This is a genomic window from Brevibacterium aurantiacum (genome assembly GCF_007558825.1).
Taxonomy (GTDB): domain Bacteria; phylum Actinomycetota; class Actinomycetes; order Actinomycetales; family Brevibacteriaceae; genus Brevibacterium; species Brevibacterium aurantiacum_A.
Genome location: NZ_VLTK01000004.1, coordinates 89,552 through 105,232, shown reverse-complemented (window position 1 = coordinate 105,232; position 15,681 = coordinate 89,552). Strand labels below are relative to the sequence as shown.

General features: G+C 63.2%; 13 protein-coding genes. 6 read left to right on the top strand and 7 right to left on the bottom strand.

All coding sequences use genetic code 11. The features are described from left to right. Nucleotides 1-13: 13 nt before the first annotated feature. Nucleotides 14-931, bottom strand: a complete 918-nt coding sequence (locus FO013_RS07855; RefSeq protein WP_143922003.1) for a 1,4-dihydroxy-2-naphthoyl-CoA synthase — start codon at nt 929-931, stop codon at nt 14-16. Nucleotides 932-975: 44 nt separating this feature from the next. Here FO013_RS07855 and FO013_RS07850 point away from each other — a divergent pair, with 44 nt between their 5' ends. Further along, the gene (locus FO013_RS07850; RefSeq protein ID WP_143922002.1) at nt 976-2,082 is read left to right on the top strand and encodes an o-succinylbenzoate synthase; all 1,107 of its coding nucleotides are present in this window, start codon (nt 976-978) and stop codon (nt 2,080-2,082) included. A gap of 6 nt (nt 2,083-2,088) precedes the next feature. On the opposite strand, the gene FO013_RS07845 is transcribed toward FO013_RS07850, so the two are convergent. Beyond that, nucleotides 2,089-2,802: a hypothetical protein gene (locus FO013_RS07845; RefSeq protein ID WP_143922001.1), complete on the bottom strand. Its 714-nt coding sequence runs from the start codon at nt 2,800-2,802 to the stop codon at nt 2,089-2,091. A 23-nt stretch (nt 2,803-2,825) separates the two neighbouring features. After that, on the bottom strand, nt 2,826-4,469 hold the full coding sequence (locus tag FO013_RS07840; protein WP_143922000.1) for an alpha/beta hydrolase: 1,644 nt from the start codon (nt 4,467-4,469) through the stop codon (nt 2,826-2,828). Nucleotides 4,470-4,528: 59 nt separating this feature from the next. Between FO013_RS07840 and FO013_RS07835 the strand changes: the two genes are divergently transcribed. Then, nucleotides 4,529-6,448 carry a thiamine pyrophosphate-binding protein gene (locus FO013_RS07835; RefSeq protein ID WP_260848049.1) on the top strand — a complete coding sequence of 640 codons (1,920 nt, stop codon included), beginning with the start codon at nt 4,529-4,531 and terminating at the stop codon, nt 6,446-6,448. Between the two features lie 155 nt (nt 6,449-6,603). On the opposite strand, the gene FO013_RS07830 is transcribed toward FO013_RS07835, so the two are convergent. Then, a complete protein-coding gene (locus FO013_RS07830; RefSeq protein WP_260848048.1) occupies nt 6,604-8,145 on the bottom strand; it encodes an HNH endonuclease in 1,542 nt (513 codons plus the stop codon). A 178-nt stretch (nt 8,146-8,323) separates the two neighbouring features. Continuing rightward, entirely contained in the window at nt 8,324-9,688 is a 1,365-nt protein-coding gene (locus tag FO013_RS07825; protein WP_143921998.1) for an isochorismate synthase, read from the bottom strand. Between the two features lie 127 nt (nt 9,689-9,815). Here FO013_RS07825 and FO013_RS07820 point away from each other — a divergent pair, with 127 nt between their 5' ends. Genes FO013_RS07820 through FO013_RS07805 form a run of 4 tightly spaced genes read left to right on the top strand, consistent with a single transcriptional unit; the run spans nt 9,816 to nt 13,955 of the window. Next, nucleotides 9,816-10,520, top strand: coding sequence for a demethylmenaquinone methyltransferase (locus FO013_RS07820; protein WP_143921997.1), 705 nt, complete (start codon nt 9,816-9,818; stop codon nt 10,518-10,520). A gap of 2 nt (nt 10,521-10,522) precedes the next feature. Further along, on the top strand, nt 10,523-11,824 hold the full coding sequence (locus FO013_RS07815) for a geranylgeranyl reductase family protein (protein WP_143921996.1): 1,302 nt from the start codon (nt 10,523-10,525) through the stop codon (nt 11,822-11,824). A 44-nt stretch (nt 11,825-11,868) separates the two neighbouring features. After that, nucleotides 11,869-12,879 (top strand): polyprenyl synthetase family protein, encoded by a 1,011-nt coding sequence (locus tag FO013_RS07810; protein WP_143921995.1) that lies wholly within the window; start codon nt 11,869-11,871, stop codon nt 12,877-12,879. A gap of 11 nt (nt 12,880-12,890) precedes the next feature. Further along, the gene (locus FO013_RS07805; RefSeq protein WP_143921994.1) at nt 12,891-13,955 is read left to right on the top strand and encodes a permease; all 1,065 of its coding nucleotides are present in this window, start codon (nt 12,891-12,893) and stop codon (nt 13,953-13,955) included. 45 nt (nt 13,956-14,000) lie between these two features. On the opposite strand, the gene FO013_RS07800 is transcribed toward FO013_RS07805, so the two are convergent. Together FO013_RS07800 and FO013_RS07795 are read right to left on the bottom strand one after the other, a co-directional pair. Next, nucleotides 14,001-14,744 carry a hypothetical protein gene (locus FO013_RS07800; RefSeq protein WP_143921993.1) on the bottom strand — a complete coding sequence of 248 codons (744 nt, stop codon included), beginning with the start codon at nt 14,742-14,744 and terminating at the stop codon, nt 14,001-14,003. After that, nucleotides 14,741-15,679: an ABC transporter ATP-binding protein gene (locus tag FO013_RS07795; RefSeq protein WP_143921992.1), complete on the bottom strand. Its 939-nt coding sequence runs from the start codon at nt 15,677-15,679 to the stop codon at nt 14,741-14,743. Before FO013_RS07795 ends, FO013_RS07800 begins: the two co-directional genes overlap by 4 nt. Nucleotides 15,680-15,681 lie beyond the last annotated feature (2 nt).

Genomic DNA, 15,681 nt, shown 5'->3' with positions numbered 1-15,681 from the left:
GTGGCGGGGGCGCTCAGTAGTACCAGGGGTAGGGGGACCAGTCGGGGTCACGCTTCTCAAGGAAGGAGTCACGACCTTCGACCGCCTCGTCGGTCATGTAGCCCAGACGGGTAGCCTCACCTGCGAAGACCTGCTGGCCCATGAGACCGTCATCAACGAGGTTGAATGCGAATTTCAGCATCCGCTGGGCATTGGGGGACTTGCCGAGGATCTCCTTGGCCATGGTCAGGGCTGCGGTCTCAAGATCTTCGTGGTCGACGACCTCATTGACGGCGCCCATGTCAGCCATGTCCTGGGCAGAGTAGGTGCGGCCGAGGAAGAAGATCTCCCGTGCCTTCTTCTGTCCGACCATCTTCGCAAGGTAGGCAGAGCCGTAGCCGGCGTCATAGGAGCCGACATCGGCATCGGTCTGTTTGAACTTCGCATGCTGGCGCGAGGCAATCGTCATGTCACAGACGACATGGAGGCTGTGGCCACCGCCGGCAGCCCAACCCGGGACGACGGCGATGACGACCTTGGGCATGGTGCGGATGAGTCGTTGGACCTCGAGGATATGGAGGCGGCCGGCACGAGCCGGGTCCACGGACTCGCGAGTCTCCCCGGAGGCATACTGGTAGCCCGAACGGCCGCGGATGCGCTGATCGCCGCCGGAGCAGAAGGCCCAGCCGCCGTCGCGTGAGCTGGGGCCATTGCCAGTGAGCAGGACCGCGCCGACGTCCGAGGTCTGGCGGGCGTGGTCGAGGGCTCGATAGAGCTCGTCGACGGTGTGGGGGCGGAAGGCGTTGCGGATATCGGGACGGTCGAAGGCGATGCGCACGCACCCCAGGTCAGTGCCGTCGGGTTTGACCGCGCGGTGATAGGTGATGTCGGTGAAGTCGAATCCGGATACTTCACGCCACTGGGAGGGGTCAAAGATTTCAGAAACCGTCATGGCCCCAACCCTATCGCCTGTCACCGGACCGATATGGTTGCTCCATGGCTGATACGGAGCAGATCCCCGAGTCGATCGCTGAACTCGTGCCGAATTTCCAGGTTCTCAAACTCCCCATGATCACCCGGTTCCGGGGGATCACCGAGCGCGAGATCATGCTCGTCGAAGGCCCCGATGGGTGGGCGGAGTTTTCCCCTTTCACCGAATACGATGCAGCCGAATCCTCACGCTGGCTGAGAGCCGCTCTCGACTTCGCAGGACTGCTGCCGGGAGCCGCCGAGGCTGGATCCAGTGCCGTCGGTCACTTGGCTGACACCTCAGGTCGGTCAGCCGCCGCCGTCCGATCAGTGGCCGTCAACGCGACCCTGCCCGCGTGTGCAACCTCCGAAGTCGAGTCGATCCTGGCCCGCTACGGACCCGTCGGCACGGTCAAGGCGAAGGTGGCCGAACATGGGATCGACTCCCTGCCCGGTGATTTGGAGCGGCTGCGAGAGTTTCGGCGTCTGTTTCCCTCAACGACGCTGAGACTCGATGCGAATGCCGGCTATACGCTGCCCGAGGCGCTCAGGGCCTGCGCCGAGTTCGCGGAATTCGACCTGCAGTACTTCGAGCAGCCCGTCGCGGCCGTTGAAGACATGGCGCGGCTGCGGGAGAAACTCGATGGACTGCCTGTGGTCCTGGCCGCTGATGAGTCGATTCGCAAGGCCGAGGACCCCCTGCGAGTGGCAGAGCTGGGAGCCGCCGAGGTTGTCATCGTCAAGGTCCAGCCGCTGGGTGGGATCGCTGCCGCACGTTCGATCATCGAAGCCTGCGGTCTGCCGGCTGTTGTGTCATCGGCATTGGAGTCATCTGTCGGATTGGCCGCCGGGGCCCAGTTGGCGGCCACGCTGCCGCGCACACCTGCGAGCCGGGAAATCCTGGGTGAGCACCCGGCCTGCGGTCTGGGTACTGGAAGGCTCTTCGCCGAGGATGTGGTGAGTGCGGATCTCAGCCTGAGTCCTGTCGACGGTCAGATCCCGGTGACGCGAATCGTCCCGGACCCACAGCGCCTGGAGAGGCTGGCGGTGGATCCGGGACGATTCGACTGGTGGGCGACGCGGCTGGAGGAGTGCTGGAGCGCTCTGCGACCGACGCTCAATTCGCGTTCTTGAGACTGCTCAGTTCGCGTTCTTGACGGCGTCGACGAACGTCTTCGCGGTCTTGGGAACCGCTTCCTCGTCCCCGGTATCGGCGATGTTGGCGGCGGTGACGATGTTGTTGCCGACGCGGCTGGTGACGGTGTCGGTGTCGAGGACGGTCTGACCGCCGGCACCGATCTTGGCACGGACGCCGACGCTCTCGTCAGCGCCTTCGACAGTGGCATCGAAGGACTCGTAGGACATCGTCATCTCGATGCCCTGTGACTTGATGGTCACGTCGCTGCACTTCTCGGCGACCTTGGTCGAGTTCTTCAGCTGTGAACCGGCGGCATCCTCGTCGGCCAGGCTCATGAGCGCGACGCTCATTGTGTTGTCCGCTGAGGTTCCAGCGAGGCTGGTGCCGTTGCTCGCCTCAGCGGCGTTGAGAGCAGACATTGCGAGGTCCTTGCACTCAGCAGGTTCGTACTCGGCGCTTTCGAGGGCCTTGATCGCTTCGCTGCCGGAAGCCGCCCCGATATCGACGGACTTGAACGACTGACCATCGACATCTGTGGATTCGATGATCTTCTTGAGCTGATTCTCGTCGAGCTGCTGTACTTCGGGGGTCTCTTCTGCGGCGGGCTGTGCGGCGCCGCCTGCTTCTTCGGCCTGACTGTCCTGGGAGTCAGCTCCCGAACAGCCTGTCAGTGCCAGTCCGGCGATGAGAGCGATGGCTGGGAGTACGCGTTTCATGGGTGACCTCTCGAAGTCAAGGTTCAATCAGATGGAGGAAAGACGGTCACGATGTTGTGACCGTTATAACCATAGACAGTAGGTGTCTGAGATCCGTCATCGACATGTGCCGATTCCGACACATCTGTTGTTTCCTCTGTGTCTTCGGCTGACCTTGCGGCTCGCAGCGAGGCGTCTGCTGGGGCAGGTCGTGGCGAGGTGTCTGATTCGATGGCTCGTGCCGGTGCCGACGATTCATCCGGCGTCGACGCGATGCGCACCGTCGTAACCTCGGACTGCCCCACCGTCGTGAAGTGCTGAGTGCGCTTGCCCGGAATGATCGGGTCGTGCATGGCTGCAGCCAAGCGCCCGGTGAACGTCAGGCGCCCCTTCTTGTCGGCGCGCTGCGGATAGTCGTTCGAGCCTGTCGGCCCGGTGACGGAGATGTCGTATCGGCGACCGGGTTCGTACAGGTCCGGCGTGCGTACCCGGAAGCTTCCGGTTCCAGTCAGGGAGAATCCAGCCGTGCTGACGGAGCCGAAGCACACGATCTGAGCTCGGCGTCGCGAGATCTCGACCCGCCATCCGTGGATATCGAAGAGGGCATGCCCGGTGAGATAGGAGAATTCGCCACCGTCTGCGACGCGGGGGCCACCTCGGCGGTCATCGACGCCGCCACTTCGGCGCTCGATGCTGCGGTGATCGGAGCTGGCATAGTCACGCTGACGTCGCAGGGTCTTCAGCCAAGCGCCGAGCTCTCGTTCCCAACTGTTCCAATTGTGCAGGCCAGTCGTGCGGGGAAACCACGAATGGCGGATGCCCAGCGAGTTCAATCGCGCAGAGAAGCGCTCGCCCTGCTGATTGACCATCGATTCGAGGAGGTCACGATCTTTTGACTCTTCGAGACTTCCGGACCCTGCACTGAGCCACAGGTTCAGGCCATTCAGGTTCTCCGCGAGGCCGTAGGGGGAGTTGGCGATCCATTCACTGCGGTCGGTGACGGGATCGCCGAACAGCGTCATCGACTTCGCGCCCTCCCGCATGGCGATGATGTCGAAGGCAGGGACCGCAGACAAAGGGTCGAGTGGGGAGGAGAAGGCTGCTGCCCAGCTGTAGCGGTCCGGGTGCCAGGCTGCGTATTTCATCGCCCCGTATCCGCCCATCGACAGTCCCGCCAGGAGCTGGTTCTCTGGTGCGAAGTCCACGGAGAAGGTCTTGCGCAGGAAGTCAGGGATCTCCTTGGTGTGGAAGGTCGGCCAGTCGTGGACCTCGCTGCCGACTGCCACACGAGAGTAGGTGCCGGCTCCCGCATCGGGCATGACGACCAGGAAGGGCGAGTCGAGTGTGAGCTCCTCGGCGGACCCGAAGTCCGTCCATGATCGGAAGTCGTCCCCGCCCCCGTGATAGAGGTGGATGACCGGGCTGATCTCCTGCGGAATTCCAGGCAGCAGCACGCGTACTCCGACGGTTCGACCGAGCGCGGGGGAGTAGATGAAGAACTCCCGCAGTCGGTTCGAGAGTTTGCGTTTGTCTCGGATATGCCATTTCCTCGCATCCTTGCCGCGAGGTTCAGGGCCGAGGAATGCACTGTTCTGGTCGAGGGTGGGGAAGCGTCCTCTGTGGGAGCGCGCGGCGGTCAGCGAACGGATTGCACGCGCTCCAACCGCGAAGAGAATCGATCGGCGCATGGGTCAACCGTAGGGAGTCAATGTGAACCGCAGGTGGGTTAGTGGTTGAATATCAGGTGATGTTGAATTCGAGCGCAGTGGCGCAGCAGATTGCCCGTGGGTTGGTTTCGTCGGGAGTCACCGAGGTCGTCATCGCGCCCGGGTCCCGTTCCGCACCATTGATCTATGCGCTCGCCCCTCTCGCCGAGGCGGGGGTGATCCGTACGCACGTGCGTATCGATGAGCGTGATGCCGGGTTCCTGGCGCTTGGCCTGGCACGGGGACTGCGCAGTAAGCAGACCGGTGTCGGTGCTGCTGGCGCTGTTGGCGGTGCTGCTGTCACCAGGGGCGCTGCTGCTGGCACCAGGGGCGCTGCTATTGGCGCTGGGGGTGCTGCTGGCGCCGTGGCGCTGGTGACAACGTCGGGTTCGGCTGTGGCCAACCTGCATCCTGCGGTGCTCGAGGCCTCCTACGGTCACCTTCCGCTCGTGGCGATCACGGCTGATCGTCCTGCTCGGATGCGGGGGACTGGTGCAAACCAGACGATCGACGACCAGTCGCAGGTGCTCAGCGATGTGCGCGCTCGAGTCGATGTGCCTGCCGGAAGTGCTGATGCACAACATCTGCTAGCCGAGGCGGTTGCGATCTCGCTGGGCACGGACACTGGTAAAGCTGGCCCCATCCAATTCAACGTGCAATTCGATGTGCCGCTGGTGCCGACTGTGGCGGAGCTCGCCGATTGGAATGCCACGGTGCAGACGCTGGCAGCAGCGGGGGCAGCGGAATCAGACGGGACAGTGGAATCAGAGGGGGCAGTGGAATCAGCGGCGGATGCTGCGCGCAGCGCCGCGAATACTTTGAGGAGCACCTCGGTCCGAATTCTTCCTGGCACGGTCATCGTGGCCGGTGATGCCGGCGGTCACTCTGCCCAGGCTCTGAAATCCTTGGCTGAGACTTATGCAATCCCAGTCCTGGCCGAGCCCTCGAGCCCTCTCACCCCTGCTCTGCGGAACTCACCTGCTGCAGTCCCGGCGCATGCCCGTGTGCTCAGCGAACGTGAGGACCTGCGATCAGCGATCCGCACCGCGATCGTGCACGGGAAGCCGACTCTGACCAGACCTGTCGCCGCGCTCCTTGCCGATTCCGAGGTGGTGGTTCAGCGGTTGCCCGATGATGTCGACGCGGTGTCGCTGACCGTGTCGCTCTCGGAGCCGGAAGTCAAGGAAGCCAGCGACAGCACCCGTCACGGAGATCGCGTCGGCGCCGAGGACCGCACAAGCGATACATTTTCGTGCGTCAGCGAAGACACGACGTGGCGCGACGAGTGGGTGAGAGCCGGCGAGGCGATCATTGCCGCTTCCCGGCATGAGCGCGAGCGTGCGGCCGCGTCGAAGCCGACGACCGCTCGGGCGATCACCGAGCATCTGGCCGGCCGCACCATCAACCTCTTTGCGGCGAGTTCGAATACGATCCGCTATCTCAGTGAGGCCACTGATGTGCGAGCGCGAATCCACGCGTCACGCGGGTTGGCCGGCATCGACGGCCTGATTTCGACCGCCACGGGGCTCTCCCTTGCGCTCGAAGAACAGGTCGTGCTGGTCATCGGTGACGTTGCAATGCTCCACGACGTGGGCGGCCTGCTCACGCCGAGCGCTGAAGTGGCCGGGAACGTGCTCATCGTCGTCCTCAACGACGATGGGGGTGCGATCTTCTCCGGGCTCGAACACTCGCAGGAGCATGTGGCACCGTATCTCGAAAGATATTTCACGGTTCCTCACGGCCGGGACTTCAGCGATCTCGCGACTGCCTATGGGTGGGAGTATTCGTGGGTGGGACCTCAGGACGAGTCGAGCCTGCTCAGCGACTTCATCGCAGAGTTTGAGAAAGCAGTCTGCGGTGTAGAGGACGGCAAAGCAGCGGACAGCCCACAAACGAGGGCCCCACAAACGCGGACGCACGGCCGTCGGATCATCGAAGTGGATCTGACCAGATCAATCTGACTGGAGCACTCCACCAGAGCAATCGGACGTGAGCAGAGGGACAGGGCAGAGGGACAGGGCAGAGGGACAGGACTGAGGGACTGACCCGAGGACCGTTCAGTGGAAAGAGCTTCAGCAATCGCGACCGCTGGCGGCTCTGGTGCCGCGGCAGTTAATCAGCCGGTGTCCCTCAGCATCAGCTCCTTGAAGAGTTCTTCGACGGGGCTCAGTCGAGGGAAGTCGACGACGTCTTCGTTCGCTTCCGGCGCGGATTTGCCGCTGGGGTGACTACCGGCTGCGCTGGGACTGCCGCAGCCGCCTGGGGCGTCAGTGTCTTTGACGTAGTCAGGTGCTGCGGAATCATCAGGGTCTGCGGGTTGGTCAGTGTCTCCCGAAGTGGTGTACTTTCTCGGCGGTGGGTGACCGAACTTGGTGACGAACGGGGGAGTGGCCGACTCGTACTCTTCACCGGTGGGGGTCGAGACGGTGAGGTCGTCGGCAGTCGCCTCGTGCTTCCACCCGGGGTGCTCCTTGGCATAGTTGCAGGCCGCACACAGTCCGGAGGCGTTGGACCACTGAGTCTCTCCGCCTTCGGCTACAGGATTCGCATGATCGGCGTGCTTGATCGGGGCGTCACACCATGGGGTCCGACACACGTCGTCGCGGAAGACCACCATGCGTCGCAGCAGGCCGCCGAATGTGCGCCTGCGTGAGTCCATGCCGACCAGCTGCCCTGTGTCTGGTGAAGTGAACATTCGGCGGATGAAGGACCGGGCCCGATTTGCCGCCAGGAAGTTCCGTGCTGTCTTTGCCGGCAGAGGCCCATAGCTCGGAATCCACGCAGGAACCTGTCCGTCAGAGAACAGACTTTCGGCCTCCATCACGATGTGGACCTCAGTGCGCACATCACCGGCAGAGTCCTGTCCCGTGAGCCGTTCGACGAAGATATCGGCCATCAGCTGATTGCGGCCGCGGTCGAAGTCCTGGCCGTTGAGTTTGTGCTCGGCGGCAGCGGCGTCCAGACTTTCAAACGCAGCAACGGCCTGCTGCAGAGGCAGAGTAGCGCTGAGCATCGCCATGCCGTTGTTCAGTGCGCTCAAGGACACATGGCGATTCGCGCTCGAAGCTTCGGCCCTTTCGTGCGCATTGTCGGAGGACACGTTGGCCGCCAGGGAGCGGGCTTCGGTGCGTAGCCGGCGACTGCCGGCAACGGAGGCACGGTCTTTGAGCTCTTCGTCGACGAAGAGACGCTCGCCGGGAGTGAGCCAAGCCGTCTCATCGGCGATGATGCGAGCTTTGGCTTCGGAGATGGAGCCGTCGGCCAGCGCCTCGTAGGTGCGAGGCAGGTCGTTGACGACAGCTTTGGACGTTGAGAGAAACTTGCGCCCCGTCGCGGGTGAGACACGTTTGGCCAGTGCGATCTCGTTGCCTGCGTACTTCCCCTGTTCGCGTTTGGGCACGTCGTTGGCAGCATCTTCGCGCTGGCGGTGCCTATGGAAGGCGACGGCTTCACGGGCTTGAGCGGCGGCGGCCGCGGACGTGAGCTCCTCGAGCGCGCGGATGCGGGTCTGGGCCTCCCACGCATCGTCTGCTGGCTCGAGGTCACGCAGAGTCGTGCACCACCGGTCGATATCGGTGGTGATGCCCGGAAGCCGGGCCCACGATCCGGGGCCCCGATAATCGGGGTGGTCCGGGTCATCCGCAGGATGCGTGAACATGTGAAGAGACTATGCCGAGCCACTGACACAGCCACTGACACGAAAAGTCAAAACCTTGACACAATGTCAAGGCAGGTGAGGTCCGGCCCAGGCGGTGAAACTGTGTCGAAGCTACGAAGCTACGAAGCTACGAAGCTACGAAGCTACGAAGCGGCCAGACTGCGACACGGTCAGCGTCCTATTCCAACCCCAGCGCACGGCGCATCGGAGCGAATTTCGCTTCAGTCTCGGCCACCTCGGCGAGGGGATCCGAATCGGGCATGATGCCGGCACCGGCGAACAGACGGATCCGATTGCGGTCCTCGAGCTGTCCGCAGCGCAGGGCGATTCCGAACTGACCGTTGCCCTGGTCGTCCATCCACCCCACGGGGCCCGAATACCGGCCGCGATCGAGTGGTTCCAACTCGTCCACGTGGGCAACTGCGCTGGCCTGCGGATACCCGCCGACGGCCGCGGTCGGATGCACAGCGGCCGCGATGTCGAGGGCATTGAGGCACGAGTCCTCCGGCAGGTGGGCCGAAGCATCCGATGCCGAGTGGATGACGTTGGCCAATGGCAGAAGGTGCGGCCGCTCGTCGACGGTGACATCATCAGCGACGAGTCCGAGGCTGCGCTGGAGCGAGGCGATCGCGAAGGCATGTTCGGTGCTGTCCTTGTGAGCGCTCAACAGCTTCCTGGCAGCGGGCATCTCGGCCGTCGGGTCGTTCTCCACCCGATACGTGCCCGCGAGCACGCGCGAGGTCACCCGGTTGTTCTCGACGCCGATGAGCAGCTCCGGCGTGGAACCGATCAGGCCGGCGACATCGAAGGTCCAGCAGCTGGGGTAGCTGCGGTTGAGTGCACCAAGCACGGACCGGACGTCGATGTCATCGTCGGTGGTGACAAGCTCATCACGGGCCAGCACGATCTTGCGCAGCGTGGAATCGTCGGCGAAGGCGTCCACCTCAGCGGAGTCTCCGACTGGCGTGAGCATGTGCGAGACCTTCGCGACCAGGTCCGCCCAGGAAGCGCTGTCGAGGTCGCCGGGGGAGGCCGTCGCCGAGGTGACTCGGCGCAGCGGTTCGGACTTCAGTACCGGCGGGGTGGGGGTGCTGCCCTCACCGATGATCGACGTCATCCACACGCGACCACCTCGGCGTCCGAGCACGAATTCGGGGACGTGGATGAGGGAATCGACCTCCGATTCGCCCGAGTAGGCGACGGTGGCGAAGCACATCAGTCCAGAGCCGAGCAGGTCGACCTCGTCCTCGATGGTCGCGGCGTCCGTGATGGCCTTCCACGCCTCGGAGAGCTCGGTGAAACGATCGCGGCCGCGGGCACGGATGCGCAGCGTGCGGCCGAAGCCGATGAGGCCAGATGTGTCGCGGACCCAGCAGGAGAACGCCGAGGTGGGCAGGAGCTCCAGCGTCTGTTCGACGGTCGTGGGCAGTCCGGATTCAAAGGGGAATCCAGGTCCGGGTTCGACGTCGTCGACGAAGCGAGATCGCACGTGCAGGCGCGGTGGCGCGGTGCGGATGTCAGAGGTATCGAAGGTCGTAGTCATTTCAGGCCCACTCTAGTCGAGGATTTCGGCACGACGATGATGACTGTGGCCAGTTCCACACCGCGCAGAGCATGGAAACGGGTCCGCGAATTCGCCCCCCGGCATCAGGTGTTGAGAGAATAGTGCCATGAACCGTGCTCAGCTGGACAAGCAGCCCGCCGACGTCGCGTCGATGTTCGACGACGTCGCCTCCCGTTACGACCTCACCAACGATGTGCTCACCTTCGGTCTGGCGCGTACCTGGCGTCGGACGGTTGCGCACTCGGTGGCTGCCGGACCCGGAGAACGCGTCCTCGATCTCGCGGCCGGCACGGGAACGTCGTCGATGACATTCACCCATCATGGCGCCGAGGTGGTCGCCGGTGACATCTCACAGGGCATGCTCACCGAGGGGCGACGTCGCCACCCGAAGATCGACTTCATCTACGCCGATGCGATGGATCTGCCGTTCTCCGACGCCAGCTTCGACGTCGTCACCATCTCCTTCGGTATCCGCAACGTCAACGACGTCGACACCGCGTTGGCAGAGATGCTGCGCGTGCTCAAACCCGGTGGCCGACTCATCATCTGCGAGTTCTCGACACCGACGTTCGACCCCTTCAGCCTCGTCTACAAGGAATACCTGATGCGCGCGCTGCCCGCCGTGGCGAAGGCCGTGTCCTCGAACCCCGAGGCCTACGTCTACCTTGCCGAGTCGATCCGTGCCTGGCCTGACCAGGACGAATTTGCGCAGCAGATCCTCGGTGCCGGCTTCGACCAGGTCAAGCACCGCAACCTCACGGGCGGAATCGTCGCCATTCACCACGCACTCAAGCCGGGCGCCGAACGCTGACCATGAACAACTTCGAGGCCGAGGTCATCGTCGTCGGGGCGGGCCCTGCCGGATCCGCCATCGGCACTTACCTGGCGCAGGCCGGCCATGAGGTCATCATCCTGGAGAAGTCCGAGTTCCCACGGGACAAGATCTGCGGCGATGCTCTGACCCCGCGTGCGGTCAAGGAGGTCGGGTTCCTCGGGATGGAGACCCCCGAATCCGAGGGATGGCACAAGAACAGAGGCCTGCGTCTCATCGGTGGCGGGCACCGTTTGGAGATCGATTGGCCCGAGATCGACGGCACCCCGAACTATGGTCTGACGAAGCCGCGGATGGGCATGGATGAGGCCTTTGCCCGCCACGCCCAACGCAGCGGTGCCCGCCTGTTCGAGCAGGTCAAAGCCATGTCCCCGGACATCGGCGTTGATGGCTGGATCAAAGGAATTCATGCCTCCGGAACCGACCACCGCGGCCGTCGGGTCGGACCTGAGGCTTACTTCAGCGCCCCGATCGTGATCGCTGCGGACGGCGTCTCCTCACGTCTGGCAGTGGCCATGGGCCTGGAAAAGCGAGACGACCGCCCGATGGGTGTGGCCGTGCGCGCCTATCATTCCTCGCCGAGGCATGCCGACGACTACATCGAGAGCTGGGTCGAGATGCGCTCGAGCAATTCGGCGGGCGAATCCGAGGTTCTGCCCGGGTACGGCTGGCTCTTCCCGCTGGGTGACGGCACGATCAACATCGGTGCCGGTCTGCTGGATTCCTCACCTCAGTTCGGCTCCGTGGACTTCCGGGCGATGATGGGGCAGTGGATCGCGGATATGGGACACGAATGGGGCATCGACGAATCCACCTCGTTGGGCCCGATCAAATCCGCAGCGCTGCCGATGGCCTTCAACCGCACCCCGCACTTCCACAAGGGGCTCCTGCTCGTCGGCGATTCGGGTGGGATGGTCAACCCCTTCAACGGGGAGGGCATCGACTATGCCCTTGAATCCGCACGACTGGCCGCCGAGGTGATCTCCACCTATTCCCGCTACCCGCAGCGCGTGATGCGGGAGAAACTGCAGGAATACCCGGCGCTGGTGGGTGATTCCCTGGGCGGCTACTTCACCCTGGGGCGCGTTTTCTCCGCCATTATCGGCCACCCTGCACTCATGCAGTTCGGAATCAAGTACGGTATGGGTGTTGAGGTTGTGATGGAATTCGTCGTGAAATTATTGGCGAACCTCTACCGCGACCCGAAGGTCTCTGAGGCCGATCTCATCGACCGGGTGATTGCAGCTCTCACCCGAATCGTGCCGGCTACCAGCAATGCCTGAGCTCACCAGCGACTACGACACTGACTACGATGAATGACGAGGACATGAGCCACCTAGCCTCTCCGGCGACTTTTATCGGTGCCGATGCCCAGCTTGCGGCGGATATCTCCACTCAGTTGGAAGCCGTCGAGCGCAGGCTCTACGAAGTGACCGCGCAGACGCGGAAGCTGCCGGACACCACATCCAAACATCTCCTCGCAGCTGGTGGCAAGCGTGCTCGTCCCAATCTCCTGCTGCTCACGGCACGCCTCGGCGAGGCTGATCGTGAGGAGATCATCGACGCTGCCGTCGCCGTGGAACTCATCCACTTAGCCTCCCTGTATCACGATGATGTGATGGACGATGCCCCGGTTCGCCGAGGTGCCCCGGCCGCTCACGAGGTGTGGGGCAATTCCGTTGCCATCCTCACCGGTGATCTCCTGTTCTCGAAGGCTTCGGGAGTGACGGCGAAGCTCGGCCCCGAGGCCGTTACGGTTCAAGCCGAGACCTTCGAAAGACTCGTCCTGGGCCAGCTCAACGAATTCGCGGGCCCACCCGAGGACTCGGACGCGATCGATCACTACATCCAGGTGCTCGCGGACAAGACAGGATCTCTCATCGCCACCTCGGCGCAGTTCGGGGTCATGTTCTCACTCGCGGATCAGGCGCTGGCCGAGCCTGTGCGGGTCTTCGGTGAACGTGTCGGCATCGCCTTCCAACTCGCCGATGACATCATCGACCTGACGGCGGCTTCCTCGGTGTCGGGCAAGACCCCCGGCACTGATCTGCGCGAAGGCGTTCCGACCTTGCCGGTGCTCTATGTCCGGGCCGCTGCGGCCGACGGCGACAAGGCGGCCGCCGAGGTGGTCGAACTCCTCGACGCGGATCTGACCACCGACGAAGCGCTCGAGTCTGCCCGTGCTGCCTTGGCCGCTCACCCGGTGACGGTCCGAGCACGCGACGAGGCGACTCGCTGGGCCGAGGACGCGAAGGCAGCGCTGGCCCCCGTCCCCGAAGGACTGGTCAAGGAGTCGCTGTTCGCGTTCGCCGATTCGGTGGTCTCACGCACAGCGTGAGGATCTGATCCTTGACGAGCCAGGCGGTCGCTGAAGCAGGAGGTCGTCGGCGACTGACCACTGTCGACTGGGTCGGACTCGGCGTGCTCGTGATCTTCCTCATCATCGGCCTGAGCTGGTCGAAGTGGATGCCCTATTGGGACAAGGCCTGGACGATGAGCCAGACGTCCGTTTGGGATGGCAGTCCACTGTTCGAAGCTGCTGGGGACACGTTCTCCTTGGCTGGAGCCTGGGACTTCACCTTGGTGTACTTCATCGCGGTGTGGAAGGCCCTGCTCGTGGCGCTCGTAGTGGCTGCGGCCATCGATGCCCTGGTGCCGCGTGATTGGCTGCTGAGGGTGATGAATCGTCGCACCCACACCAGCCAGTCACTCGTCGGCGCGGTGATGTCGCTGCCGTCGATGATGTGCACCTGCTGCGCGGCCCCGGTGACCGCAGGACTGCGGAGTTCGGGCGTTATGCGAAGCGCCGCCTTGGCCTACTGGGTGGGCAATCCGCTTCTCAACCCTGCAGTTCTGATCTTCCTTACGCTCGTCCTGCCCTGGCAGTACGCTCTCACCCGATTTGTGTTCGGAATCCTCATCGCAGTCGGTGCCAGCGCGCTCATCGGCCGGTGGATCAAGGGGCGCGTCGAGGCGGTTCCCGAACAGAGTCCGGAGCCGCCGAGGATGTCGTCTCTACCCCAGCGCTACCTGCGATCGCTGTCGAAATTCACGCTCATCCTCGTGCCCGAGCATCTTGCTCTGGTCTTCGTCATCGGACTCATCAGTCCATGGCTGTCGGGAGTGTACGGGCTCGAGGCTCAGGTCGGTGCTCTCGCAGTGCTCATCGCTGCTGTTGTGGGCACACTCCTGGTGATCCCGACAGGGGGCGAGATTCCCATCATCATTGCGCTGCTCGCCGCAGGGGTGGGAGCGGGCACTACCGGAGCCCTGCTGATTGCACTCCCGGCACTGAGCATCCCGTCGATGGTGATGGTCGGAAAGTCCCTCGGCTGGCGCACCACCACCGCTATGGGCAGTGCTGTCGCCCTCGGAGGGGTGCTCTCCGGGGTCGTGCTCATGTTCGCAAGCTGATTCGAATGCTCGCGAGCTGATTCGATCAGAGACGGTCAGCTGTTTTCAGACAGTCAACCGACGCAGAGTGAGGTACGAACCCGCGGCGAAGACCACGCCCAATCCCAGGGCCCAGAGCGTCAGTCCCATGCTCTGAGTCTCGAGGACCCACATCCATACCTCGAGCCAGGCTCCGTTGAGGCTGATGAGTGCGGCGCCGCTCAACAGGACGAGTGCGATGACGAGCAGCGCGGTGGTGAGGATGAGAGCTCCGAAGCGCTTGTGCACGATGGCGAACCAGAAGCCGAGGATGAACACGAGCATGGTGAGGGCGAAGTAGGTCAGCCCCGCTGCGAACGGCCCACCCTCCCACACCCAGGGGAGGTAGGCGAAGAACCCGTTGATGCCGTAGCCTTCAGTGGCCTGTTCGATGAGACCGAGGAGGACGAAGACGGTGGATATCGCAGCGGCGCTGATGCCGGCTGCGGTCAGTGATCCGAGATAGAACTCCCGACGTGTGAGGCTCATGGCCTGCGAGAAGTAGAAGGTCAGATTCATCGCCTGCGCTCCGACCACGGCGAAGTACCACAGAGGTGCCTGGGATCCACCACTGTACATCGGCCCTTCGACTCCGGAGGCGGCGATGATCCAATAGATCAGCAGCGTGATCAGCCAGACTCCGCTGAGCACGATGACTGGTACCCAGACGAAGGTCTGAGTGTTCATGAAATGGAGCCGGACGACACCGAGTATCCGACTCTTCGAACGAGTCGAGTGCTGATTGCCGAGTGCTTCTGTGGTTGCGGTCATGACTGAAGACTCCTGACATCAGTGTCGGTGAGGGGACCGGTGTTCTCATCCTCGTTCGAGGAAGTGGTGTCTGCCTGTGTGGTGCGCACGATGAGCTGCTGAAGCGATACCGGAGTGAGATCCAGATTCGCGTCGGCAATGAACTCACGATCGACGTCGGAGAGCTGACCGAGGATCGTCACCGACGACACACGCCCCAGCGCTTCCCGGTGGATGACCTCTCGACCGGCGACCAGACGCTGAACCGAGTCAGCATCTCCGACGATGTTGACTGCGCGTGTGCGTGCCTCTTCCGTGGACTCATCCATGATGATCCGGCCGCGATCGATGACGATGACATTCTCAATCAGGTTGGCCACCTCGTCGATCAGATGACTCGACAGCACAATCGTTCGTGGGCACTCCGCGTAATCGGCGATGAGGCGGTCGTAGAACATCTGTCGAGCTACTGCGTCGAAGCCGAGATAGGGCTCGTCGAAGAAGGTGATCTCCGCCCGAGACGCCAAGCCGATGATCACTCCTACTGCCGACTGCTGACCCCGGGAGAGCTTCTTGATCGGTGTCTTCAGGGGAAGACGGAAGTCGTCGATGAGCTCCTCTGCCAAGGACTGGTCCCAGCAGGGGAAGAACAGGCGAGCGGTGGCGATTGCGTGTTTCGCTGTGGCGTCCTCGGGATATTTCTGACTCTCCCGTACGAAACACATCCGATTGAGGACGCGAGCGTTCTCGTAGGGATGCTCACCGAAGATCTCGACATCGCCGCTTGTGGCGAAGTTCTGCGCGGTGAGAATGGACATCAGAGTGGTCTTGCCGGCACCGTTGCGGCCGAGGAGGCCGTAGATCGAGTCCTTTTCGATAGACAGACAGACGTTATCGAGGGCGGTGGCGTGCTTGTACTTCTTGGTGAGGTCGCGTGCGTCGATGACGGAGGTCATTT

What these genes read in the sequence shown, in the direction of transcription:
- FO013_RS07855 (WP_143922003.1), bottom strand. Translation starts at nt 931, where the DNA reads ATGACGGTTTCTGAAATCTTTGACCCCTCCCAGTGGCGTGAAGTATCC.
- FO013_RS07800 (WP_143921993.1), bottom strand. Translation starts at nt 14,744, where the DNA reads ATGACCGCAACCACAGAAGCACTCGGCAATCAGCACTCGACTCGTTCG.
- FO013_RS07830 (WP_260848048.1), bottom strand. Translation starts at nt 8,145, where the DNA reads ATGTTCACGCATCCTGCGGATGACCCGGACCACCCCGATTATCGGGGC.
- FO013_RS07825 (WP_143921998.1), bottom strand. Translation starts at nt 9,688, where the DNA reads ATGACTACGACCTTCGATACCTCTGACATCCGCACCGCGCCACCGCGC.
- FO013_RS07815 (WP_143921996.1), top strand. Translation starts at nt 10,523, where the DNA reads ATGAACAACTTCGAGGCCGAGGTCATCGTCGTCGGGGCGGGCCCTGCC.
- FO013_RS07810 (WP_143921995.1), top strand. Translation starts at nt 11,869, where the DNA reads ATGAGCCACCTAGCCTCTCCGGCGACTTTTATCGGTGCCGATGCCCAG.
- FO013_RS07840 (WP_143922000.1), bottom strand. Translation starts at nt 4,469, where the DNA reads ATGCGCCGATCGATTCTCTTCGCGGTTGGAGCGCGTGCAATCCGTTCG.
- FO013_RS07835 (WP_260848049.1), top strand. Translation starts at nt 4,529, where the DNA reads ATGTTGAATTCGAGCGCAGTGGCGCAGCAGATTGCCCGTGGGTTGGTT.
- FO013_RS07845 (WP_143922001.1), bottom strand. Translation starts at nt 2,802, where the DNA reads ATGAAACGCGTACTCCCAGCCATCGCTCTCATCGCCGGACTGGCACTG.
- FO013_RS07795 (WP_143921992.1), bottom strand. Translation starts at nt 15,679, where the DNA reads ATGACCTCCGTCATCGACGCACGCGACCTCACCAAGAAGTACAAGCAC.
- FO013_RS07850 (WP_143922002.1), top strand. Translation starts at nt 976, where the DNA reads ATGGCTGATACGGAGCAGATCCCCGAGTCGATCGCTGAACTCGTGCCG.
- FO013_RS07820 (WP_143921997.1), top strand. Translation starts at nt 9,816, where the DNA reads ATGAACCGTGCTCAGCTGGACAAGCAGCCCGCCGACGTCGCGTCGATG.